Consider the following 21,890-nt stretch of genomic DNA (forward strand, 5'->3'; position numbering starts at 1 on the left):
ATCGAACTACGGGCGCGCCAGCGCAGTGCGGCTCATCAGGAGGTCAGGCTTGAAGCGAACCAGCCCGTTCATCGGCATGCCCTCATGCGAGCGCCTCAGGCGGCCGTCGAAGCCGTCGAGCACGGCGTGTCCGGTCATGACCACCATCTCGCCCGTGCCAAAATCAGGAAACAGCAGACAGCAGGCAGGATCGACGAGCAGGTTGCCGAGGGTGTTGAAATAGTAGTTGCCGCGATATTCCGGCCAGATCAGGCATTCGCCGTCCCACCGAACGAAACCAGGCGGACCGCCGCGATGGGAAACATCCATATCGCCGCCGGCATCGGAGGCGGCGCGGGTCGCAACGAAAAACGTATCGGCACCAGCAACGACACGTCGAGCCAAACTTGTATCGGCCGAGATCAGAAGCGGCTCTCCACTTGCGCCGACCGCCTGTTCAACGTCCCTCGGACGAATGTATTGCGGACAGTTTCCAAAGGCCTGCTGCACGTCGACGACAAAATCGCTTTGACCCACCCGACCTACGCTACCGTTGACGCGGATGCGCCGCCGGGTCGAAAGATCGATCGCAAGGATCGCGATCGGAGTTCCCTCGACAATGCCACGAGCCACTGGATCTGCGGCGTCAGGGCGTGCTGCGACACGCACACGCATGGCATCTGGTGCGCTCAGAAAGCCGGGCCGACCGAAGACCATGGTGACCCAGATCCGCCCCTCCCGGTCAGGCACGGCAAGAACGACATAGTGCAGTTCCGCAAGGAAATCCGCAAAGCCGGGTGGCAGGCTCGCCTGTATCGCGCGCGACCCGGCCAGTTGCTCACGGACGGCAAAGAGGCTCTGGAGTTGCTGCTCTCCGGCGTGAAAGGGGTCGTTGTCCATCACACACCCCGTGCCGCGGCAAGGCGCTCCCTGGACGCACGGCGTGCCAGCTCGAACTGCTCAGGCTCCCCCATGAGCGCTGCCACATTGGCCGATGCCTGGTAGGACGTCAGTTCGAAGGCCAGCACGCCAACATCAATGCCGCCTTGAAGCTCGCCTGCGTTGATCGCCGCGTTTGCCAGATCGACGATACGCTGTCTCGCCTCGGCCCGGTGATGCTCGACACGGTCGCGGATCTCTCCCGGCCGGGTGCGATACTCGCTGCTGAGCGCATGCACCAGGCAGCCGCCGGGTAGTGTTCGCTGCTCAACGAATGTGTACCATCCCTCAATCAGAGCGATCAGGCGCTCGACCGCTGTCGGGAGTGCCATCGCGGGGCCAACCACCGTTTCGGCATAAAGTGCCACGCCGTTCTCGATCGTCGCCAACTGCAAGGCTTCCCGGTCGCCAAAGAGAACCTGAACGTTGCCTCTCGCCACACCGGCATCAGCCGCGACCCGTCCGAACGTCAATCCCTCCAGCCCCTCCACCGACGCGATCTGCGTCGCGTGATGAAGAATGTTCGCCCGGGCGCGATCGCCGCGCTCCCTCCGCTTGTCGTTCGCCTTCATGCCGTCTCCTGGTCGTCGATCCGCAATACTGACCACAAATATACATACGTATGTATATTGTCAATTGGAATGACGGCACGAACGCAATCCCGGTCCGGACGAAATGTGGGCCAAGCTTCGGGTCAGCGGGTTCAAGAGCACCATCGAAGCCGATTTTCCGAGATCAAGATCGTCGCCGAAAAGGCCGGCGGCACCAAGGATGCGGGCATCGCGGCGACCGACTGGACCAAGAGCCACCCGGACATTCACGGCATCTTCACCGCGGCCGACACCATGGCGGTAGAGTCGATCAAGTCGCTGACACAGGCTGGGGCGACCGACAAGATCAAGGTCTCGACCTCGAACCTCAACGACGACGCGCGCGCCGCCCTTGAAAGGGGCACGCTCACCTGCGCGTCGCTTCAGCCGGCAGTGTCGATGGGACGCGATGCGATGCGCGGGGCGGCCGCCGCGATCGAAGGCGGCAAGGTGCTGGGCCGCATTGAAGCCCCCGCTTTGCTGGTGACGCGCGAAAAGGTCGCCTCCTACGATTTCAGCAAGATCATCGCCCCTGCCGACTACCAGCCCTGATATCGCTACGGACCAACGGGGAGCCGAGCCCTGCCCGGCTCCCTCGCCCCTTGGCGGTCGCTAAAACGAGCGCAGTCCCACATCATCGATAGTGCTCGTCCACGGCCCGGCGCGGCACGCTAGGCACCGCGAAAGCGCAATGCCTCGACCAGCAATGCAAACGCGGGCGACGCCAGCCGCCGGCTTGGATAGTAGAGATGGAATCCGGGAAAAGGCGGGCACCAATCTTCTAGCACGGGCACCAGCCGCCCCGATTTGACGAGCGGTCCCAAGTGATCGTCGGGAAGACAGGCAAGGCCCAGGCCGCCTAAAGCCGCGTCGATGATCATCGGCACATCATTAGAGACGAATTGCCCTTCGACGCGGACATTGAGCGGGCGACCGTCGCGTTCGAACTCCCACGCGTATAGTCCGCCAAGCGTGGGCAGGCGCAGATTGATGCAATTGTGCCCCGTCAGATCATGAGGTGTCTGAGGCCTGGGGTAGCGTGCAAAATAGTCCGGCGACCCCGCCACCACCATTCTGAGATCCGGACCTATGCGGACGGCGATCATGTCCTTTTCGATGCTTTCGCCCAGCCGCACACCCGCATCATAGCGCTCAGTGACCAAATCGACGAAGCGCTGGTCGATCGAGATCTCGACGCTGATCTCTCGATACTCGGCCATCAGCCTTTTCACGGCGGGCATGAGGATCGTCTCGGCCGCGTGGCGGCTCGAGGTTATGCGGATGGTGCCGCCCGGCTGCTGGCGCATCGCGCTCAGCGCGTCGAGCCGGCTGCGAATGTCGTTGAAGGCCGGGCGCAGCGTCTCCATCAGTTGTTCCCCTGCGTCCGTCGGCACGACATTGCGCGTCGTCCGGGTCAAGAGGCGCACGCCCATGCGCTCCTCAAGCCGTCGCACCGTATGGCTGAGCGACGACTGGGACGTGCCGAGGCGGGCGGCCGCTCGGGTGAAGCTACGTTCCTCGCCAACCGTCAGGAACGCGACAAGATCACCCAGTTCATCTCGCTTCATTCATGAATCCACAATATAGGTTCATTCTTGATTTAGCATCTAATCGAATTTCTCCGCGAGATCTAGATTGAGGCCAGGACGCGTTGAACCGGCGTGCCCTCTTGAAGAGAGCGCCGGCTGGTCTCGTGCGCGCTCGCCGCTATCACGAACGGAGCAAAGACATGAAGAAGCGAATTCTCGGAAGAGCGGATCTAGAAGTCTCAGCCCTCGGCTTTGGCTGCATGGGCCTGGATTTCGGCTATGCCAGCAAGGTCAGCAGGCAGGAGGGCGTTACGCTGATCCGCCAGGCGGTCGATCGCGGCGTGACCTTCTTCGATACCGCGGAGGTCTACGGCCCCTTCACCAACGAGGAGATGGTCGGCGAGGCCCTCAAGCCCGTACGCGACCGCGTGGTCATCGCCACCAAGTTCGGCTTCAACATCGTTGACGGCAAGCAGTCGGGCTTGAGCAGTCGGCCGGAGCACATCCGCTCGGTCTGCGACGCATCGCTGAAACGCCTCGGGGTCGATGTCATCGACCTCTTCTATCAGCATCGCGTCGATCCAAACGTGCCGATCGAGGACGTCGCAGGCGCTGTGAAGGATCTCATCGCTGCCGGCAAGGTTCGGCACTTCGGCCTGTCCGAGCCCGGGGCTCAAACCGTGCGGCGGGCGCATGCAGTCCAGCCGGTCACCACGCTCCAGAACGAGTATTCGCTCTGGACCCGCGGCCCGGAGACGAACGGCATCCTTGAAGCCTGCGAAGAGCTCGGCATTGGCCTTGTGCCCTATAGCCCGCTCGGAAAGGGCTTTCTTACCGGTGCGATGAGCAAGGATACCAGGCTCGGCGAGGGCGACTTCCGCAAGATCCTGCCGCGCTTCACGCCCGAGGCAATGGAAAAGAACCAGGCGCTCGTCGATCTCCTGAAGAGGATCGCGGACGACAGGGGCGCCACGCCTGCGCAAATCGCACTCGCCTGGTTGCTGGCACAAAAGCCATGGATCGTCCCGATCCCCGGCACGACCAAGCTTCATCGCCTGGAAGAGAACCTCGCCTCGGTCAATGTCGCGCTGACGGATGCCGATCTCGCCGAAATCGAAACAGCGGCCGCGGCAATCCCGATCGAGGGAGAGCGCTACCCAGAACAGTTGCTGAAGACGACCGGCCTCTAAGGCCGCGTCAGACATCCAAGTACAACCAGTGGGGCGGGAGCATGATTGCGCTCGCCCCGGCATCTCTTCCAGGAATTAAACCAAATGTTTGTCCTCTTCCGCAAGGATGCGACCGAAGCTTGCAGAAGCTCCACCCGCGCAAGGATCGTGGAAGCTCCCGGGCTATGGACGAACGAGCGCGAGGTCGCCAGGCTAAGGCAGGACCTGCGAAAAGTCGCGCAACGGTCGGTTCCCGGTGGGGAGCTCGGCTACGGCATCTTCTCCGAGCGTGAAGATGCGCTCACCCGAACGATCGTCACGGTCGTCTACCGGTTTCCGACGGTGAGCCGGTTGCCTTCAACGCGCTGCCTGTCCTCCAGGTCTCTCTTTCCGGCAAACCGGTCGAAGTCCTCCATCTGGGGCTCGTGATGATCGGCCCGGCGGTTCGCAGCCAGGGGCTTTCCTGGATCCTCTACGGCCTCACCTGTTTCCTTCTCTTTTGGCGCAACCAGCTTCGCCCGCTCTGGATTTCGAATGTCACCCAGGTGCCGGCCGTTGCCGGCATGGTGGCCGAGACCTTCAGCGGCGTCTTTCCCGCACCCACCCGTGGCGCACGCAGATCGCTGCGCCAGCAACTGATCGCCACAGCCATCATGGAATCACATCGCCGTGTCTTCGGGGTCGGCCCTGACGCCGGCTTCGATGCCGATCGTTTCGCCGGACTTCTTGCCAGGCGCCCGAACTGACGAGCCCATTGCCGGATTGCGGGTTTCAGCGCGAGAGTTCGCGAACTGGGGCTTAAGTGATCGTCAAAGGACAACAGGAAAGCGGAAGAGGCTAACCAGGCGAGATTGAAGCGGCTGGACCTTGGCCGGCAGATCGGTGAAGGTCCATTTCGTAGCGGGTAGCCCACACCTGGTGCGGGCTACCCATTTGTCGCTGTCCAACTGGTTGCGTCCGAGCCCGGCTATTGCTGTGACGGAGCGGTGTCTTGGAGTTTTGCCTGAACCTTCTTGGCGACTGCCGGATCGCTCTGTGCAGCTGTAAGGATTGCCGAATACTCTTCGATCGAAATGGCCGGCGAGGCTTGGACGGCCTCCACCATTTTCTTGCTGGCTTCGTTCTCCAGGTCCTTCTTCGCCGTTGCATCCGACGTTGCTTCTATCTTGGCGGAATATTCCTGCCTGACCTTGTCGACCTGAAGATAGGCAACCGCGAAGGCTTCGATTTTCTGGTCGCTGATCGCAGCGTCCGGGCCCTTGCTGCCAGCCTGGCCCTGCGTCGGCTGGGTCGTTTCAGCCTGAGCGATCTCAAGGGCGGATGCGGGACTGACGATCATGAAGCTAAAGACTGCCGCCGCGAGCGACGCGACGGGTTTGTAACCGGTGATCATATTCATTCCTCTCTGATGCGCATGACGTGATCAGGAGCGATACTGACTTTCAATCGCCCCTAAGGTCGGCCGGATACCGAATGCGCCGCGACGATGGAACGCTGGAATGGGCTCGATGCGGCCGTATCGGGGCCATTTGCTGACCATTCCACGGCAGCTTTACGGCTCACCCGACGGGTCCGGTCCTATCAAGAATGGCACTCTCTCCCGGTCCTGGGCCGACTACTTCTTCCCACCCGCTCGCGCCTGAACCGGCGCGCCAGATTCAACGCGTCATGGCAACGACGGCCAATTCGAGGCCCGGGATATCGCGGCCACGCGGTTTCGACAGGGTGTCTATACGCGGCCGCTCACGGGTTTCATCAAATCGGCAACGAAGGGCTACTACATCGTCACGCAGAAGAACCGGGACAGCTCGCCAATCGCCAAAGTGTTTATCGAGTGGGTGGTAAAACGAGGCGCAGTCGACGGTTGAATTCGCCTGAAAGCTGACGGCGGCACCGGCACGGCGGCACCGCATCAGTCGCCGCCCGACGCTGCCTGATCCATGCGCATCTGGCGCAGCATGTTCCGCCCGGCGATCAGCATCTCGAACAGGAAGGCCAACAGCGACCCGATGAGCGAGACGATCGCGCCGCCGAAAAACCAGAAAAGGTTCTCCTCGCGAAACCCGAAGGCAAGCGCGCCGGCGAGCAGATTGAGAATGGCGCAGCCCGTGCAGATCGCCGCGAAAGTCCCCAGCGCAACGGCGATCTCCAGCGCCAGCGTCCGCCGGCGCAGATAGTCAAGCTGCATCCGCCGCGCGTCGTTCTGCTCGTATTTCTCCCCGATCTCGTTGACGCGATCGGACACCCTGCCAAGCCGGGAGGCATAGACACTGACGAAGCCGGCAGTGCCGGCGAGAAGAAAGACGGGCGCCAGCGAGGTTTGGACGATCGAAGCGAGATCGATGACGGTCGACGGCGTCTCCATGCTTGCCTTCATTTTGCGTCGCTCGCTTCCGGCGAGACCGGGAGGAGCACTCTAGTCAGTTTTGACGGATATAGTAGCGATACAAACACCGAGATATGGCGCAGATAGAAGCGCTTCATACCCTTATCAAGGGAATACGGGAGCGACCCAGCCCGACGTTCACACGCCCAACAGTAACGTCCGCACCAGGGGATGCTTGGCGTCGGCAAGGCCGTCGACGACGTTGAAGTGGTGCCGGTCCGGCTCCGCGACAGCAGCCGTCGTTGCACCCAATCCGGTCCAGATATTGGCAAGAAGCGCGTTCTGACGCAGGAACTCCGCACGCTCGCCGCCTCCGACCCAGCAGGTGATGCGGGCGTCTAGCATCGGCCGCAGCAGTGCCGGGCTCTGTGAAAGTGCCTCGGCCTCGTCGATCGCGAGCTTCTCGTTCATGGCCGTCGACATGATCGGGCGCAGGTCATGCACGCCGGAGATCGAGACGACGTTGCGGATCCGGCCCTGGACGTCAGGCGAAAGCGGCGCGGTCGTCGTGATCATTCGGCTGACGAGGTGGCCGCCGGCCGAATGGCCGGTCAGCATCAAGGGACCCTCGACGCGTTTCGATGCCTCGCTTATAGCGGCGGCGACCTCTTCGACGATCCCGGCAATGCGAATCTTTGGGCAGAGCGTGTAGGACGGCATCGCGACGGCATAGCCGCGCTCCACTGCTCCGGCCGCCAGGTGCGACCAGAAGCTCTTGTCGAGCTGTAGCCAGTACCCGCCGTGGACGAATACCACCAGGCCCTTGGGCGAACCGTCGGGAAGAAAGAGATCCATACGGTTCCTCGGCCGATCGCCATAGGCAAGGTCGAGTTTGGCGCGTCCGGCGCTCAAGAGGGCGTTGCGGAACGCCTCGGCCGGTTTGACCCAGGCTTCCGGCCAGCGATCGCCGCGCGCGATGTTCGAGCCGTTCGCATAGGCGTCGTCCCAGTCGGAAATGCGGTGTTCCAGCATCGATTTCATCCTCCCTTTGATGTCTCCTCACAGATAGCAATCGCCTGCCCCACCGGGAAAGGCAATGCCGGCCATCGAAAAAACTTTAGGCTTGAAATAATTTTGGACTGGTGCGATGCTGCCCCATGTTCAGCCGAGAAGTGGAGGTCTCGCTGTGCCTATCGCCATAACTGGAGTCGCGTCGGCGACGGCCCGTGTCACTTTGAATAGTGCCGCGACGCTTGCCGCTTGTCCGCAGACCAGGGCTTTGAACCACCGCAAGACTTTCCGCCGGCTTTGAACAATGCCTGGGCAACAGGCACGAACGAAATTAGGGAACAGCCGCCACATGCTTGGACCGACTTCGCACGTCGATACGTTCACCCGCGACCATCTTCCGCCACAGGAAGAATGGCCGGAGTTTCTTCTCGAAGGTTTTGACTACCCGGATCACCTCAACGCCGCCGTCGAATTGACGGACGCCATGGTTGCCAAGGGTTTCGGCGATCATACCGCGTTGATCGGCAATGGCCGGCGCCGGACTTACAAGGAACTGTCCGACTGGACCAACCGTCTCGCCCACGCGCTGGTTGAGAATTACGGTGTGAAGCCCGGGCACCGCGTGCTCATCCGCTCCGCCAACAATCCGGCCATGGTTGCCTGCTGGCTGGCAGCCACCAAGGCCGGCGCCGTCGTCGTCAACACCATGCCGATGCTCCGGGCCGGGGAACTCGCCAAGATCGTCGACAAGGCCGAAGTCAGCCTAGCACTTTGCGACACGCGACTGATGGAAGAAATGATCGTCTGCGCCAAGGACAGCCGCTTCCTGAAGCAGGTCGTGAGTTTCGACGGGACCGCAAACCACGACGCCGAACTCGACCGCATTGCGCTCGACAAATCAGTGGTCTTCGAGGCGGTGCATACCGGTCGCGACGATGTGGCGCTGCTCGGTTTCACCTCTGGCACGACGGGGATTCCGAAGGCGACCATGCACTTTCACCGCGATCTCCTGGCGATCGCCGACGGCTATGCCCGCGAAGTGCTCGGGGTCACGCCCGACGATATCTTCGTCGGCTCGCCGCCGCTCGCATTCACCTTTGGCCTTGGCGGCCTTGCGATCTTCCCCTTGCGCTTTGGAGCCGCAGCGACACTGCTCGAGCATGCGACGCCGGCCAACATGGTGGAGATCATCGAGAAGTACAAAGCGACGATCTCGTTTACCGCCCCCACCGCCTATCGGGCAATGATGAAGGCGATGGATAACGGCGCCGATCTTTCATCACTGCGCGTCGCGATCTCGGCGGGCGAGACCCTGCCCGGTCCGGTCTTCGAGGAATGGACGGCCAAGACCGGCAAGCCGATCCTCGACGGGATCGGCGCGACCGAGATGCTGCATATCTTCATTTCCAACCGCTTCGAGGACCGCAAGCCCGCCTCGACCGGAAAGCCGGTCGGCGGCTACGAAGCGCGGATCGTCAATGACGACATGCAGGAAGTCCCCCGCGGCACGATCGGCAGGCTTGCGGTGCGTGGCCCGACCGGCTGCCGCTACATGGCCGACAGCCGACAGCGCGACTATGTGCGCGACGGCTGGAACCTGACCGGCGACGCCTTCTATCAGGACGAGGACGGCTTCTTCCATTTCGCCGCCCGTTCGGACGACATGATCATCACCGCCGGCTACAACATCGCCGGCCCCGAGGTCGAAGCCGCCCTGATTTCCCACCCGGAGGTCGCAGAATGCGCCGTCGTCGGTGCGCCCGATCAGGAACGCGGCCAGATTGTCGAAGCCTATGTCGTTCTGATATCTGGCGTGTCGGCAGACGACGCAACGATCAAGCGTCTGCAGGATCATGTGAAGGCGACGATCGCGCCTTACAAATATCCGCGATCGGTAAAGTTCCTGGACAACCTGCCGAAAACAGCCACGGGCAAGATCCAGCGGTTCCGATTGCGGTCGGAGAACTGAAAACATGAGCAAATCATACGACCCTTCGAAAGAAGGCGCCCAGATGTCGTTCGAGGGACGCATGTCCTATAGCGACTACCTGATGCTGGAAAAGGTACTGGATGCGCAGGAGCCGCTTTCCAAAGCCCATGACGAGATGCTGTTCATAATCCAGCATCAGACGTCCGAGCTCTGGATGAAGCTCGCGCTGCACGAGATCAACGCGGCGGTCCGCTCGATCCGCGACGACCGGCTGGAGCCCGCATTCAAGATGCTGACGCGCGTCGCCCGCATCTTCGAGCAGCTGAACAGCGCCTGGGATGTGCTGCGAACGATGACCCCCAGCGAATACACCACGTTCCGTGAATCGCTCGGCCAATCCTCCGGCTTCCAGTCCTGGCAGTACCGGGCGATCGAGTTCCTCGCCGGCAACCGCAATGTCGCGATGCTCGGGCCGCATGCGCACCGCCCCGACATCATGGAAAAGCTGGAAGCGATCCTGGCAGCGCCGTCGCTCTACGACGAGGCGATCCGGCTTCTTTCGCGCAACGGTTTCGATGTCGGCGCGGAGGCGGACAAGAGCGATTTCCGCGAGACGCGCACGGAAAGCGAAAAGGTCTTCGCCGCCTGGCAGATCGTCTACCGCGATCCCGAGCGCTATTGGATGCTCTACGAGCTCGCCGAGAAACTGGTCGATTTCGAGGACTACTTCCGTCGCTGGCGCTTCAACCACGTCACGACCGTCGAGCGCATCATCGGCATGAAACGCGGAACCGGGGGCACATCCGGCGCGTCCTATCTGAAAAAGATGCTCGAAGTGGAACTTTTCCCCGAGCTCTGGCACGTGCGCACGGGTCTCTGATAGAACACAACCCAAAAGGGAACCAACAAAGAGGAGAACAGCATGAACCGCATTCTGGCAGCAGGCCTTCTTGGCCTTTCACTTGCAACGTCAAGCCTTGCCCATGCCGAGCCGGTGAAGATCGGCGTCATCACCACGCTGTCGGGCGGCGGCGCCGGCCTCGGCATCGATATGCGCGACGCCTTCACGCTGGCGATCAAGCAGTCGGGCAACAAGGACGTCGAGCTGGTGATCGAGGACGATGCCCAGAAGCCGGAACTTGCGGTGCAGATCGCCGAGAAGATGATCCAGGGCGACAAGGTCGACCTGATGACGGGGATCATCTGGTCGAACCTTGCGATGGCCGTCGTGCCGAACACGGTGGCACAGGACGTGATCTATCTGTCGCCGAACGCCGGTCCCTCGGCACTTGCCGGTGCGAACTGCAATGCGAACTATTTCAACGTCGCCTACCAGAACGACAATTTCCATGAGGCGATGGGGCAATACGCCAACAAGGACTATAAGAACGCCTTCATCCTCGCCCCCAACTACCCCGCCGGCAAGGACGCGCTGACCGGCTTCAAGCGCTATTACAAGGGCGCGCTTGCCGGCGAGATCTACACGCAGGTCGGGCAGACGGACTACGCTGCCGAAATCGCCCAGATCCGCGCCTCGGGTGCCGACACCGTCTACTTCTTCCTGCCCGGCGGCATGGGCATCGCCTTCATGAAGCAATATGCCCAGTCGGGCGTGAACATCCCCGTCATGGGCCCGGGCTTCTCCTTTAGCCAGGACGTCCTGCCGGCGATCGGCGACGCGGCGCTTGGCGTCAAGAACTCGGCGACCTGGTCGAAGGACCTCGACAACGAGGCCAACAAGAAGTTCGTCGAAGCCTTCAAGGCCGAGTACAAGCGCCTGCCCTCGATCTACGCGGCGCAGAGCTGGGATACCGCAAACCTGATCCTCGCCGCGCTGTCCAAGGCAAGCGTCAAAGACAAGGACGCCTTCCGCGCAGCACTTAAGGCAGCAGACTTCCAGTCGGTGCGCGGCAAATTCGTCTTCAACAACAACAACCACCCGATCCAGAACATCTACGTCCGCGAGGTGGTGAAGGAAGCCGACGGCGTGCTCACCAACAAGATTATCGCCACCGCCTTCGAAGACCACAAGGACGCCTACGCCGAGAAGTGCAGCATGTAGTGCCCTGCACCTGTCGTTTGCCCGGGTGCGCGGCCTTGATGCCGCCATCCGGTCGATGATCCATGTCCTCCTGACATCAAGCTTGGACCGGTCTCTTGTTCACCGCACTTCTGATCGAACAACTGCTCAACGGGCTCCAGCTCGGTGTGATGCTGTTTCTGATGGCCGCCGGCCTGACCCTGATTTTCGGGGTCATGGGCCTCATCAACCTGGCGCACGGCTCACTGTATATGATCGGCGCCTTTGCCTGCGCCACGGTCGCAGCCGCCACCGGCTCCTTCTGGATCGGCCTCATCGCCAGCCTTGCAGCTGCAGCTGGTGTCGGCGCGATCATCGAGGTTGCCGTCATCCGCAGGCTCTACGACCGCGATCATCTCGATCAGGTCCTTGCGACCTTCGCGCTGATTCTGATCCTGTCGGAAGGCGCCCGCTGGCTCTTCGGCTCCTTCCCGCTCTATCTCGACATTCCGCCCTCGCTCCAGGGTGCCGTACCGCTGCCGGGCGGCGGCCAGTACCAGCTCTACCGCCTGGCGATCATCGGCGTCGGCATTGCCGTTGCGATCGGCCTCTATCTGTTGATCTCCAGAACCCGGCTCGGCATGCGCATCCGGGCGGGCGAGTCCGATCGAGAGATGATCGGAGCGCTCGGTGTCGACATCGGCACGCTCTATACGGTCGTCTTCGCACTCGGTGCAGCGCTTGCCGGGCTTGCCGGCGCATTGGTGGGTGCATTGCAATCGGTGCAGGTCGGCATGGGCGAACCGGTCCTCATCCTCGCCTTCGTCGTCATCGTCATTGGCGGTATCGGCTCGATCAAGGGGGCACTGGTCGGCGCTGTCATCGTCGGTGTCGTCGACACGATGGGCCGTTTCCTGCTCCCATCGCTTCTGGCACTCACCATGCCCGCATCACAGGCGACCACGATCGGTGCGGCGCTCGCCTCGATGCTGATCTACGTCGTCATGGCCCTTATCCTCGCCTTCAGGCCGAGTGGCCTGTTTTCGGCACAGTCATGAGGCCAAGATGACCCGCGAAACCACAATCAACCTGCTTCTCGCCCTGCTGCTTCTCGGTGCGCCGATACTGGCTGCAAGCTTGGGCGAACCCTTCTACGTGACGCTCGCAACCCGCATCGTCGTGCTGGCGCTTGCCGCCGTCGGCCTCAATATGGCGCTCGGGCTTGGTGGGCTGCTCTCTTTCGGGCATGCGGCCTTTTTCGGGCTCGGCGGTTATGTCGCCGGCATCCTCGCCACGCACGCCTTCAATGCCGAACCGCTCTTTGCCGGCATTCCGGCGACGACATCCATGCCGCTGATCTGGGTCGTCGCCGTCGCGGTCGCCGGGCTCATCGCGTTGCCGATCGGTGCGATCAGCCTGCGCACCTCAGGCGTCTATTTCATCATGATCACGCTCGCCTTCGCGCAGATGATCTACTACTTCGCGGTTTCCTGGCCGGCCTATGGCGGCGAGGACGGCCTGTCGCTGTCGATGCGCAACGCCTTTCCCGGCGTCAACACGGCCAAGCCCCTGCCCTATTTCCTGATCTGCTACGCGGCACTGATGGCGGCGCTGCTTCTGTTTCGCGTGGTCGAGGGTTCACGCTTCGGCAGCGCCCTGCAGGCGGCGAGACAGAACGGTACCCGCCTTGCCGCAGTCGGCATCGCACCTTTCAACATCCGCCTCGTCGCCTTCGCCGTCTCGGCGATGATCACCGGGTTTGCCGGCGCGCTCTATGCCGACCTCAATCGCTTCGTCGGTCCCTCTATGCTCTCCTGGCACATGTCGGGTGAACTGATCGTGCTGATCATCCTCGGCGGCAAAGGCCGACTGTTCGGCCCGGTTGCCGGCGCGATGATCTTCGTCTTCTTCGAATATGTGCTCGGCGGCATCACCGAGCGCTGGCAGTTCTTCCTCGGCCTCATCCTGCTCGGCATCGTGCTGTTTGCCCGCGGCGGTCTGCTGGGTCTCCTCTCCGGAAAGCCGCGCCATGTCTGAGCCCGTTCTCGAAATCCGCGACCTCAGAAAATCCTTCGGCGCCCTTAAAGCGACTGATGGCGTCAGCCTCGAGCTTCACCCGGGGCAGATCCATGCGCTGATCGGCCCGAACGGCGCCGGCAAGAGCACGCTGATCCACCAGATTGCCGGATCGCTCAGGGCCGACAGCGGCACGATCCGTTTTCTCGGCCAGGATATCGGCGGCCTCGATATGGCCGCCCGCGCAAGGCTCGGCCTTGCCCGTAGCTTCCAGATCTCCTCGCTGGCGCAGGAATTCTCGGCTCTTCGCAACGTCATGCTGGCGGTGCAGGCGCGCCACGGCAGCAGCTTCCACTTCTTTCGCCAGGTCAGCAACGACAAGGAACTGACCGAACCGGCGATGGCGATGCTGGAGCGCGTCGATCTTGCTGCGCGTGCCCACGTGCCGGCGGCCGAACTCTCGCACGGCGAACGCCGGCAACTCGAAATCGCCATCGCGCTGGCGCTGTCGCCGAAAGTCTTTCTGTTCGACGAGCCCATGGCCGGCATGGGACCGGAGGGCTCCAAGCGGCTGACTTCGTTCCTTGATGGGCTGCGCCACGAAGCGCCAATGCTCTTGGTGGAGCACGACATGGATGCGGTCTTTGCGCTGGCGGATCGCATCTCCGTGCTGGTCTACGGCCGCATCATCGCGTCAGGCACAGTCGATGAAATCCGCAGCGATCCGGATGTGCGCCGGGCCTATCTGGGAGAAGCCGCGTGAGCCTGCTCGAACTCAAACGTCTCGAAACCTTCTACGGCGCATCCCAAGCGCTCTTTGGCGTCAACCTCGATGTGCGCGAGGGCGAGGTCGTCGCGCTCATGGGCCGCAACGGCATGGGCAAGACGACGACGATCAACTCGATCCTCGGGCTCGTGCGCCCGCGTTCAGGCGCCATCTCCTTTGCCGGCAAGACCATCTCCGGCCTGCGCCCGCACCGGATTGCAAGGCTCGGCCTCGGTCTCGTTCCTGAAGGACGGCGCTGCTTTCCCAATCTCACCGTCATGGAGAACCTCGTCGCCACGGCTCGCGGAAACGAATGGACCTTCGAGAAAGTGACCGCGCTCTTCCCTCGCCTCGGCGAGCGGCGCGATCAGTATGCCAACACGCTTTCGGGCGGGGAGCAGCAGATGCTTGCGATCGGCCGGGCCTTGATGACCAATCCCAGCCTGCTCATTCTCGACGAGGCAACGGAAGGGCTGGCGCCGGTCATTCGCCAGGATATCTGGTCGGCGATCCGCACTCTGAAGGCGGCAGGGCAGTCGATCCTCGTCGTCGACAAGACGCTTTCGGAACTCCTGCCCGTTGCCGACCGCTGCTTCGTCCTGGAAAAGGGCGCGACCGTGTTCGAGGGAGCGCCGCTTGCGCTGACGCCAGAACTCCAGGATCGCTATCTCGGCGTTTGATCGGTCGCTCAGGCCGAGGGAATGCCACCGCCGAGCACTGTGGAATAGGCAGCCGCGTCGATGTTTCCGCCCGAGACCACGCAGACGATGTTTCCCTTGAGATCCGGTCGCGCGATTGCGGCGGCAAGCGAGGCAGCACCCGCGCCTTCGGCAACGATCTTCGCCTTCTTGAAGAGAATCCGCATCGCTTCGGTCACCTGCCCCGGGCTGACCGCAATCGCCCCATCGATCAGGTCACCGACCACCGGCCAGATCTGAGGCACCAGCGACGGCGCGCCGATGCTCTTGATAAAGGAGGGGCGGGTTTCGATCGTCACGATTTGGCCAGCGACCAGGGCCGCCGAAACAGGGGCGGCGCTGTCATCTTCAACCGCAAAGACACGGCAGCGGTCGGAAGCGGCCTTGATAGCGCTGGCCACCCCGGTGGTCATGCTGCCACCGCCATACGGGGTAAGCACGACGTCGACATCGGGCAGATCCTCGATGATCTCCACACCGATGGAGCCGTTCCCGGCCAGCACCGCCTGATCGGTCACCGGATTGATCAGCAGTTCCAGCGCATCCGGATGATCGGCGCCAGTGATGTAGTCCCACCAGGTCTCGGCACTGACGAACCGTACTTCTCCGCCGAGCGCACGCACACCGTCGATCTTGGTCTGGGGTGCGCCGCGATACATGTAGGCAACCATCGGCACACCGATGAGGCGTGCCGCCCAGGCCATGCCATAGGCCATATTGCCGGAACTGGTGACTGCGACGCCGCTTTCGAGTTCGGCCGGATCGCGCGACAACACAGCGTTCAAGGCGGGACGGAGCTTGAACGCGCCAATTGGCGACAGCGTCTCCAGTTTCAGGAATATCTGACGGTCCGGAAACCCAAGATCGAGCCTGACGAGCGGTGTGCGCGCGAAATGCGGCGCGATGCGTTTACGAGCATCGGCGATTTCCTCCGGGGTCGGGCGGTGTGGCGCGATCATTGCTTAAGTCCCCCGTTAGCCGTCCTCTCGCCTCCAGGCACAATGGCTCTGAACGAATCCGCTTGGGGGCGGCAGCCTCGGTATGTGTCTGAACAAGAGGCAACGGGCGAAATACCGCCCGCTGCTCTTTGGTGCCATCAATCAGGTTACGGCCGCACGGACCGCGAAGCGCGCATCCTGCCATGCACCGGTCTTGAGGATGTCCTCCAGGATTTCGACGGCCTGCCAGACGTCGGCGTAGCTCACATAGAGCGGCGTGAAGCCGAAGCGCATCGTCGTCGGCGCGCGGAAATCACCGATAACGCCACGGGCAATCAGCGCCTGCATGATTTCGTAAGCGTGCGGGTGTTTGAACGATACCTGGCTTCCGCGCTTGGTTCCGTCGCGCGGGCTTTCGAGCGCCAGACCGTGGGCACCGCATTTCGCCTCAACGAGCGCGATGAAGAGATCCGTGAGCTGGATGCTCTTTTCGCGCAGCGCTTTCATGTCGACCTCGTCCCAGACGTCGAGCGCGCCCTTTAGCGCCCGCAGCGACAGGATCGGCTGTGTTCCGCAGAGGAAACGGCGGATGCCCTCGCCGGCAGCATAGTGCTTCTCGAAGGCGAAGGGACGGGCGTGTCCCCACCAGCCGGTGAGCGGCTGGCGGATATCGCCGTGGTGACGGGTGGCTGCATAGATGAAGGCGGGGGCTCCGGGGCCACCGTTCAGGTACTTGTAGGTGCAGCCGACCGCGAAATCGACATTGGCGTCGTCAAGATCGACTGGCAACGCGCCGGCCGTATGGCAGAGGTCCCAGATGACCAGTGCGCCATGTTCGTGCGCCTTGCGGGTCAGGGCCGCCATATCGCGCAGCTCGCCGGACTTGTAGTTGACGTGGTTGACGAGAACGACGGCGACGCTGCCATCGATCAGATCCTCGATCGCGGGCGCATCGACCCCTTCGAGCCTGAGCGAGGCGCCCGGACGCGTCGAGACCACGCCTTCGGCCATGTAGAGATCGGTCGGGAAACTGCCGCCTTCGCTGACGATCACCGACCGATCGGACCGCAAGGCCATGGCCGCATGGAGGGCCTTGTAGATGTTGATCGACGTGGTGTCGCAGACGACGGTCTGGCCGGCGGCCGCCCCGATCAGCCGCCCGACCCGGTCGCCGAGCGTCAGCGGCATCTCGAACCAGCCGGCCGTATTCCAGCTGCGGATGAGGTCCTGCCCCCATTCCTCGGTGGCGGCCTTGCGAAGCTCGTCGAAGGCGGCGGACGAGGCAACGCCGAGCGAGTTGCCGTCGAGATAGATGAGACCCGGCGGCAGGATGAAACGCTCGCGCATCGGGCTGAGCACATCGGCCGCATCCATGGCCTTTATCGCGGCAAGATCAGGAACTGCATTCATGAAGGTGGTCCTCATTTATTCGCGAACGGTTTCGCGGGCGGGCGCAGGGCCGCGGATTCGCTTGAGGCTCGGAAGAGCCAGCATGGCCAGAACGAAGAGGCCGGTCGCAAGTTTCAGGTCCGGCGGTGGCATGCCGGCGGCCAGGCAGAAGGAGACGAGCTGGTAGTAGACGATCGCACCTACGAACGGCGCAGCGAGCTGGCGCGCCACGCTCTGCTTGCCGACGATCGCCTCGCCGATCATCAGCGCCGCAAGGCCGTTGATCAGGATGCCGAGGCCCATGTTGACGTCGGCAAAGCCCTGCGACTGCACCATCAGCGCGCCGCCTGCCGCCGAAAACGCACCCGCAAGCCCGACGCCACCGATCGTCGCCATCCAGACATTGATCCCTTGAGCTTCAGCCATATCGGGATTGGCGCCGACGGCGCGAACGGCCGTGCCTTTCTCCGTGCGGAAGAAGTGGTAGAGCAGGACGAAGACGATGAGTGCGATCAGGCCCGCGACGACGATCTTGCTTGCGGGGAAGCCCGGCTGCAGCCCCGGCGCCCAGTCGAACACCGTTGGCGCACCGAAGACCGAGAGGTTCGAGCGACCCATGATCCTGAGGTTGATCGAATAAAGCATCGTCATCATCAGGATGCCGGCGAGCAGCGTGTGGATCCGGAACCGCAGATGGATGAAGGCCGTGCAGCAGCCGGCAACGAATCCGGCGAGAAGTGCGATGGCGATCGCGGCGAGCGGCGACATGCCCGCCGCCATCAGCACGCCGCAGACGCAGCCGCCGAGCGGAAACGCACCCTCGCTGGTCAGATCCGGGAAGCTCAACATGCGGAACGGGATCATGATCCCGAGCACGACGAAGGCGAGGATCAGGCTCTGCGCGAGCGTGACGGGAACGAGCGAGACGAAGCTCGCGAAGGTATTTTGAAGAATATCCATGATCGTCAGCTCGCCAGGAACATGCGGTCGGTTTTGACGGAGAAGTGGCCGATCAGATCCGGCACGGTCGTCTGCGCCTTTTCCTTGCCGTCGATTTCGAGACGGACGCGCCCGGCGTCGAGCATGATGACCTTGTGACCGAAATCCACCGCGTGCTGCATGTTGTGCGTCACCATCAGCGTTGTCAGCTTCAGGGCTTCGACCGCGCGGATCGTCGCCTGCATGACGATATCGGCGGTGCGCGGATCAAGCGCTGCGGTGTGTTCGTCGAGCAGCAGCAGTTCCGGCTCGCCGCCGACCGCCATGATCAAGGACAGCGATTGCCGCTGGCCGCCGGAAAGCAGCTCCACCCGTGTGTCGAGGCGGTTTTCAAGGCCGAGCCCGAGCAGCGACAGGCGTTCCCTGTAGGTGGCGAGCCGCGTCGCGTTCAGGCCGCGCCGCAGGGTGCGTTTGTTGCTGCGCAATTCGGCAAGCAGCATGTTTTCGGCCACCGTCATAGAGGCAGCGGTGCCGCGCATCGGGTCCTGGAACACGCGGGCAAGCCGCATCGCGCGCTTGTGTACGGGCGTTGCGGTCACGTCGTCGCCATTGATGACGATCTGGCCGCTATCGAGCACCAATGCACCCGAAATGGCGTTGAGCATGCTGCTCTTGCCGGCGCCGTTGGAACCGATGACGACGCCAAATTCGCCCGTGGCAAGGCTGAGATTGAGGCCGTCGAGCGCGACTTTTTCGTCCGCCTGCCCCTTGTAGAAAACTTTGCGGGCCGATCTGATTTCCAGCATTGGCTCCCCCTTAACTTATGAGATGACGGCGCTCGGGGCGCCGTCACTGAAGAGACAAGACGGAGATCAATCGACCACGCAGTTGCATTCGGTCGCGAGCGCTGCCGGCACTTCGATGCCGAAGGCAGCGGCAGCCTTCTTCGAGATCAGCGGCGCGTGATCCTCATAGGCCGGGCGCGACGGCGCGATCGTCTTCGGGTCTGCACCTTTGAGGATCTGAGCAGCGATCTTGCCGGCATTGACGCCGACCTGCTCATAGTTGACCGCAAAGCTTGCCGGTACGACGCCGTCACGCACTGCACCGTCGTCGGAGTTTACGATCGGGATCTGCGCCTGGCGCGCGGCTGCCGACACAGCACCGATCGCCGGCTGCAACAGGTTCGATGCGGGCGTATAGATCACGTCGGCCTTGCCGGCGAAGGAGGCGATGCGCTGCTGGATGTCGTTGACATTGTCGACGCCGACCTCCACGACCTCGAAGCCTGCGTCAGGCGCTGCTTCCTTGATCTTGTCGAGCAGGGCCTGGTCGTTCGCCTCACCCGGATTATAGGGCACGCCAAAGCGCTTCGCGTTCGGCAGCAGCTTGTGGGTGAAGGCCATGACGGCGGCCACGTCCTGAAGGTCGGTCGCACCGGTCATGCCGTCGTCACCGGCCTCCCAAGACGGAACGAGCTTGGCGGCCACCGGATCGGTAACGGCGGAGAAGACGACCGGAATGCCGGAGCCGGCGAGCGCCTTCTTGGCGATCTGCGAGACGGGCGTGGTGATCGTGTAGACCAGTTTCGGCTGTTCGGCCTGCAGCTTGGCGATCATCTGCGGCACCAGCGAGGCGTCGAAATTGGTGTGGCTCTCCGTGTAGACGACGTCCTTGCCTTCGACGAAGCCGTTTTCGGCCAGCGCCTTCTTGAAGCCGGCGATCGATGCGTTCAATTGCGGATGCTCGCCAAAATTGGCGATGCCGATGCGGATCGGATCAGCGGCCGCTGCTCCCAGTCCCCATGCCATTGCACCGGCGACAACCAATCCCGAAAGCCACGTGCTCTTAAGCCTGCTCATACATCCCTCCCAGAATTTGACGAGCGTTACCGCCCTCCTCGGCGGCTTGCGCGGATCATGGAACCGCTCCGGCCTCTTGTCAAATTAATATATATATTTTCACATGAGGCGCAGAACTATATATATTTGTATCGACCCGGTGTGGGCGCTAAGGGAACCTGATGCAAGACCACGAACAGTCGACCAAAACGGAATCGGCATACCGGTTGCTGCGCCGCGACATTCTTTCGACGCGGCTGAAGCCGGGCGCGCCGATGAAGCTGAGCACGCTGCGCGAAAGCTACGGGATCGGCTGGACGCCGCTACGCGAGGCTCTGTCGCGGCTGGAGGCGGAAGGGCTGGTGACCGCCATCAGTAATCGCGGCTTTGCTGTTGCTCCGGTGTCACGCGAGGAACTCGACGACCTCACCCGCGCCCGCCTTGCCGTCGAAATGCCGCTGCTCATCGAGTCGATCGAGAACGGCGACAGCGCCTGGGAATCCGCCGTCGTCACGGCACACTACCGGCTGTCGCGCTGCAAGGTTTCCGTCGAGCGTTTCTCCGAGAGCGAAGTCGACGAGTGGGACGAGAAGCATGCCGGGTTTCATGCGGCTTTGATCAGCGCTGCGAGGTCGCGCTGGCTCACGCGCTTTCAGGCGACGATCTCCGACCAGCTTCGCCGTCACCACCGCTTCCTAAGTCTGGCGCCGACGATTAGGGCCGCCGCCGGTATGAGCGCAGGCTACGAGGAGGCCGTTTCGGCGCTTGAGGACGCGATGGCGATCGAGCACCATACCGAGCTGATGGAGGCAGCACTCGATCGCGATATCGAGCGTGCCCGCACCCTGATGGCCGAGCACATCGGCTTTACCGTCAACGTCTATGTCCAGTCCGAGGATGGCGGTCGCGCGTCGCCGCTGCTCGCCCAGTCGGTACCTGGGCTTGCGTCCAAATGACGGCCCGTGACAACCTGTCCAAGACCTGCTTACCTCTCTAAAAGCAGAAAAACGAAAGAGCCGCTGATTTGCGGCCAAGGGTTGGAAGCGGACGTTGGGAATGATGGGTGAAGACAAGTTCGACACCTCGCCGGAATGGGTCGATGGCGAGACCAAGGCGCTCGAGGCTCCGGGCGATCACCGTGCAGAGCTCAGGCTATGGCTGCGTCTCTTGACCTGTTCGACACTTGTCGAAAGCGAAATCCGTCGGCGGTTGCGGGAAGAATTCGATTCGACCTTGCCGCGTTTCGACCTGATGGCCCAGCTCGAGCGTGCGCCTGACGGCATGGTGCTTGGCGAAGTCTCCAAGCGCATGATGGTCTCCCCCGGCAACATCACGGTGCTGGTGGAACGGCTGACCGAGAGCGGCCACATCAGCCGCACGACGCTTCCGACCGACCGGCGTGTCCAGATCATCGCGCTTACCCCCTTCGGCCGCGCCGAATTCGAGAAGATGGCAGCAAGCCATGCCGACTGGATCTCGGATCTGTTTGCCGGCCTTCCGGCCAAGGAAGGCGGCGTGCTGATGGATGAGCTTGCCACACTCAAGCGGTCGATCATCGCCTCGCTCGCGCGAAATTCCTGAGTTCACGGCGCTTCTGCCTACAACTGCCTTACTTTCTGCCGCACCGGCCCCGAAGCGATGCGACGCCGCTCGGCGGCGCTGCGAGCGCCCGGCGTCGGCTTCCCATCTGCCCAAAACAATTTTAAGCTTGAAATTTCTCCTGAACGAGTCCACCCTGCTTGCAACAGTCCAGCATGGCCACTTGTGCCAGCTCGACGGTGACGCGCAGCCGGAACTCGGGAGGAGAACG

At 62.6% G+C, this 21,890-nt stretch carries 24 protein-coding genes; 13 read left to right on the plus strand and 11 right to left on the minus strand.

Annotated features, from left to right (window positions below; translation table 11 throughout):
• Positions 1 to 6: 6 nt before the first annotated feature.
• Positions 7 to 879: a pyridoxamine 5'-phosphate oxidase family protein gene (locus IB263_RS28855; protein WP_112985036.1), complete on the minus strand. Its 873-nt coding sequence runs from the start codon at positions 877 to 879 to the stop codon at positions 7 to 9.
• Entirely contained in the window at positions 879 to 1,490 is a 612-nt protein-coding gene (locus IB263_RS28860) for a TetR/AcrR family transcriptional regulator (RefSeq protein ID WP_034796319.1), read from the minus strand. The genes IB263_RS28855 and IB263_RS28860 overlap by 1 nt, the downstream gene beginning before the upstream one ends.
• A gap of 105 nt (positions 1,491 to 1,595) precedes the next feature.
• On the opposite strand from IB263_RS28860, the gene IB263_RS28865 reads away from it, so the two are divergent.
• Complete coding sequence (locus IB263_RS28865; protein WP_162727337.1) at positions 1,596 to 2,060, plus strand: substrate-binding domain-containing protein; 465 nt, start codon at positions 1,596 to 1,598, stop codon at positions 2,058 to 2,060.
• A 119-nt stretch (positions 2,061 to 2,179) separates the two neighbouring features.
• Here the strand turns inward: IB263_RS28865 and IB263_RS28870 are convergent, their stop codons facing one another.
• Positions 2,180 to 3,076, minus strand: a complete 897-nt coding sequence (locus IB263_RS28870) for a LysR family transcriptional regulator (RefSeq protein ID WP_034796315.1) — start codon at positions 3,074 to 3,076, stop codon at positions 2,180 to 2,182.
• A gap of 161 nt (positions 3,077 to 3,237) precedes the next feature.
• On the opposite strand from IB263_RS28870, the gene IB263_RS28875 reads away from it, so the two are divergent.
• The 3 genes from IB263_RS28875 (at position 3,238) to IB263_RS28885 (ending at position 4,952) form a co-directional block, all read left to right on the plus strand.
• Complete coding sequence (locus tag IB263_RS28875) at positions 3,238 to 4,227, plus strand: aldo/keto reductase (protein ID WP_112985034.1); 990 nt, start codon at positions 3,238 to 3,240, stop codon at positions 4,225 to 4,227.
• Between the two features lie 84 nt (positions 4,228 to 4,311).
• Positions 4,312 to 4,635: a hypothetical protein gene (locus IB263_RS28880; RefSeq protein ID WP_162727336.1), complete on the plus strand. Its 324-nt coding sequence runs from the start codon at positions 4,312 to 4,314 to the stop codon at positions 4,633 to 4,635.
• On the plus strand, positions 4,635 to 4,952 hold the full coding sequence (locus IB263_RS28885; protein ID WP_112985032.1) for a hypothetical protein: 318 nt from the start codon (positions 4,635 to 4,637) through the stop codon (positions 4,950 to 4,952). Before IB263_RS28880 ends, IB263_RS28885 begins: the two co-directional genes overlap by 1 nt.
• A gap of 221 nt (positions 4,953 to 5,173) precedes the next feature.
• Here IB263_RS28885 and IB263_RS28890 read toward each other — a convergent pair whose 3' ends face one another.
• The 3 genes from IB263_RS28890 to IB263_RS28900 all read right to left on the minus strand — a co-directional run bounded on the left by IB263_RS28890 (position 5,174) and on the right by IB263_RS28900 (position 7,564).
• Positions 5,174 to 5,599, minus strand: coding sequence for a DUF4168 domain-containing protein (locus IB263_RS28890; protein ID WP_192439351.1), 426 nt, complete (start codon positions 5,597 to 5,599; stop codon positions 5,174 to 5,176).
• Between the two features lie 519 nt (positions 5,600 to 6,118).
• Positions 6,119 to 6,571, minus strand: coding sequence for a DUF2721 domain-containing protein (locus IB263_RS28895; RefSeq protein WP_034796355.1), 453 nt, complete (start codon positions 6,569 to 6,571; stop codon positions 6,119 to 6,121).
• Positions 6,572 to 6,730: 159 nt separating this feature from the next.
• The gene (locus tag IB263_RS28900) at positions 6,731 to 7,564 is read right to left on the minus strand and encodes an alpha/beta hydrolase (protein WP_112985062.1); all 834 of its coding nucleotides are present in this window, start codon (positions 7,562 to 7,564) and stop codon (positions 6,731 to 6,733) included.
• 328 nt (positions 7,565 to 7,892) lie between these two features.
• Here IB263_RS28900 and IB263_RS28905 point away from each other — a divergent pair, with 328 nt between their 5' ends.
• The 7 genes from IB263_RS28905 (at position 7,893) to IB263_RS28935 (ending at position 14,955) form a co-directional block, all read left to right on the plus strand.
• Positions 7,893 to 9,512, plus strand: coding sequence for a benzoate-CoA ligase family protein (locus IB263_RS28905; protein ID WP_034796293.1), 1,620 nt, complete (start codon positions 7,893 to 7,895; stop codon positions 9,510 to 9,512).
• 4 nt (positions 9,513 to 9,516) lie between these two features.
• Positions 9,517 to 10,353 carry a tryptophan 2,3-dioxygenase gene (gene kynA, locus IB263_RS28910; RefSeq protein ID WP_060580767.1) on the plus strand — a complete coding sequence of 279 codons (837 nt, stop codon included), beginning with the start codon at positions 9,517 to 9,519 and terminating at the stop codon, positions 10,351 to 10,353.
• A 42-nt stretch (positions 10,354 to 10,395) separates the two neighbouring features.
• Positions 10,396 to 11,535, plus strand: coding sequence for an ABC transporter substrate-binding protein (locus IB263_RS28915; protein WP_060518003.1), 1,140 nt, complete (start codon positions 10,396 to 10,398; stop codon positions 11,533 to 11,535).
• 95 nt (positions 11,536 to 11,630) lie between these two features.
• Positions 11,631 to 12,551, plus strand: coding sequence for a branched-chain amino acid ABC transporter permease (locus IB263_RS28920; protein ID WP_060530166.1), 921 nt, complete (start codon positions 11,631 to 11,633; stop codon positions 12,549 to 12,551).
• A gap of 7 nt (positions 12,552 to 12,558) precedes the next feature.
• Entirely contained in the window at positions 12,559 to 13,530 is a 972-nt protein-coding gene (locus tag IB263_RS28925; protein ID WP_112985031.1) for a branched-chain amino acid ABC transporter permease, read from the plus strand.
• Complete coding sequence (locus IB263_RS28930; protein ID WP_034796279.1) at positions 13,523 to 14,272, plus strand: ABC transporter ATP-binding protein; 750 nt, start codon at positions 13,523 to 13,525, stop codon at positions 14,270 to 14,272. Before IB263_RS28925 ends, IB263_RS28930 begins: the two co-directional genes overlap by 8 nt.
• Positions 14,269 to 14,955: an ABC transporter ATP-binding protein gene (locus IB263_RS28935; RefSeq protein ID WP_060580770.1), complete on the plus strand. Its 687-nt coding sequence runs from the start codon at positions 14,269 to 14,271 to the stop codon at positions 14,953 to 14,955. The genes IB263_RS28930 and IB263_RS28935 overlap by 4 nt, the downstream gene beginning before the upstream one ends.
• An 8-nt stretch (positions 14,956 to 14,963) precedes the next feature.
• Here IB263_RS28935 and IB263_RS28940 read toward each other — a convergent pair whose 3' ends face one another.
• The 5 genes from IB263_RS28940 to IB263_RS28960 all read right to left on the minus strand — a co-directional run bounded on the left by IB263_RS28940 (position 14,964) and on the right by IB263_RS28960 (position 20,101).
• Positions 14,964 to 15,932, minus strand: coding sequence for a threonine/serine dehydratase (locus IB263_RS28940; protein WP_034796273.1), 969 nt, complete (start codon positions 15,930 to 15,932; stop codon positions 14,964 to 14,966).
• A 141-nt stretch (positions 15,933 to 16,073) separates the two neighbouring features.
• Complete coding sequence (gene kynU / locus IB263_RS28945; protein WP_112985061.1) at positions 16,074 to 17,321, minus strand: kynureninase; 1,248 nt, start codon at positions 17,319 to 17,321, stop codon at positions 16,074 to 16,076.
• 15 nt (positions 17,322 to 17,336) lie between these two features.
• Positions 17,337 to 18,260, minus strand: a complete 924-nt coding sequence (locus tag IB263_RS28950; RefSeq protein WP_192439352.1) for an ABC transporter permease — start codon at positions 18,258 to 18,260, stop codon at positions 17,337 to 17,339.
• A gap of 5 nt (positions 18,261 to 18,265) precedes the next feature.
• On the minus strand, positions 18,266 to 19,045 hold the full coding sequence (locus IB263_RS28955) for an ABC transporter ATP-binding protein (RefSeq protein WP_034796269.1): 780 nt from the start codon (positions 19,043 to 19,045) through the stop codon (positions 18,266 to 18,268).
• 66 nt (positions 19,046 to 19,111) lie between these two features.
• Positions 19,112 to 20,101, minus strand: a complete 990-nt coding sequence (locus IB263_RS28960; RefSeq protein WP_034796266.1) for an ABC transporter substrate-binding protein — start codon at positions 20,099 to 20,101, stop codon at positions 19,112 to 19,114.
• Positions 20,102 to 20,262: 161 nt separating this feature from the next.
• Between IB263_RS28960 and IB263_RS28965 the strand changes: the two genes are divergently transcribed.
• Positions 20,263 to 21,036: a GntR family transcriptional regulator gene (locus IB263_RS28965; protein ID WP_112985030.1), complete on the plus strand. Its 774-nt coding sequence runs from the start codon at positions 20,263 to 20,265 to the stop codon at positions 21,034 to 21,036.
• Positions 21,037 to 21,136: 100 nt separating this feature from the next.
• Positions 21,137 to 21,661: a MarR family winged helix-turn-helix transcriptional regulator gene (locus IB263_RS28970; RefSeq protein ID WP_226020898.1), complete on the plus strand. Its 525-nt coding sequence runs from the start codon at positions 21,137 to 21,139 to the stop codon at positions 21,659 to 21,661.
• Positions 21,662 to 21,890 lie beyond the last annotated feature (229 nt).

Source organism: Ensifer sp. ENS03 (genome assembly GCF_014852035.1).
Taxonomy (GTDB): Bacteria; Pseudomonadota; Alphaproteobacteria; order Rhizobiales; family Rhizobiaceae; genus Ensifer; species Ensifer adhaerens.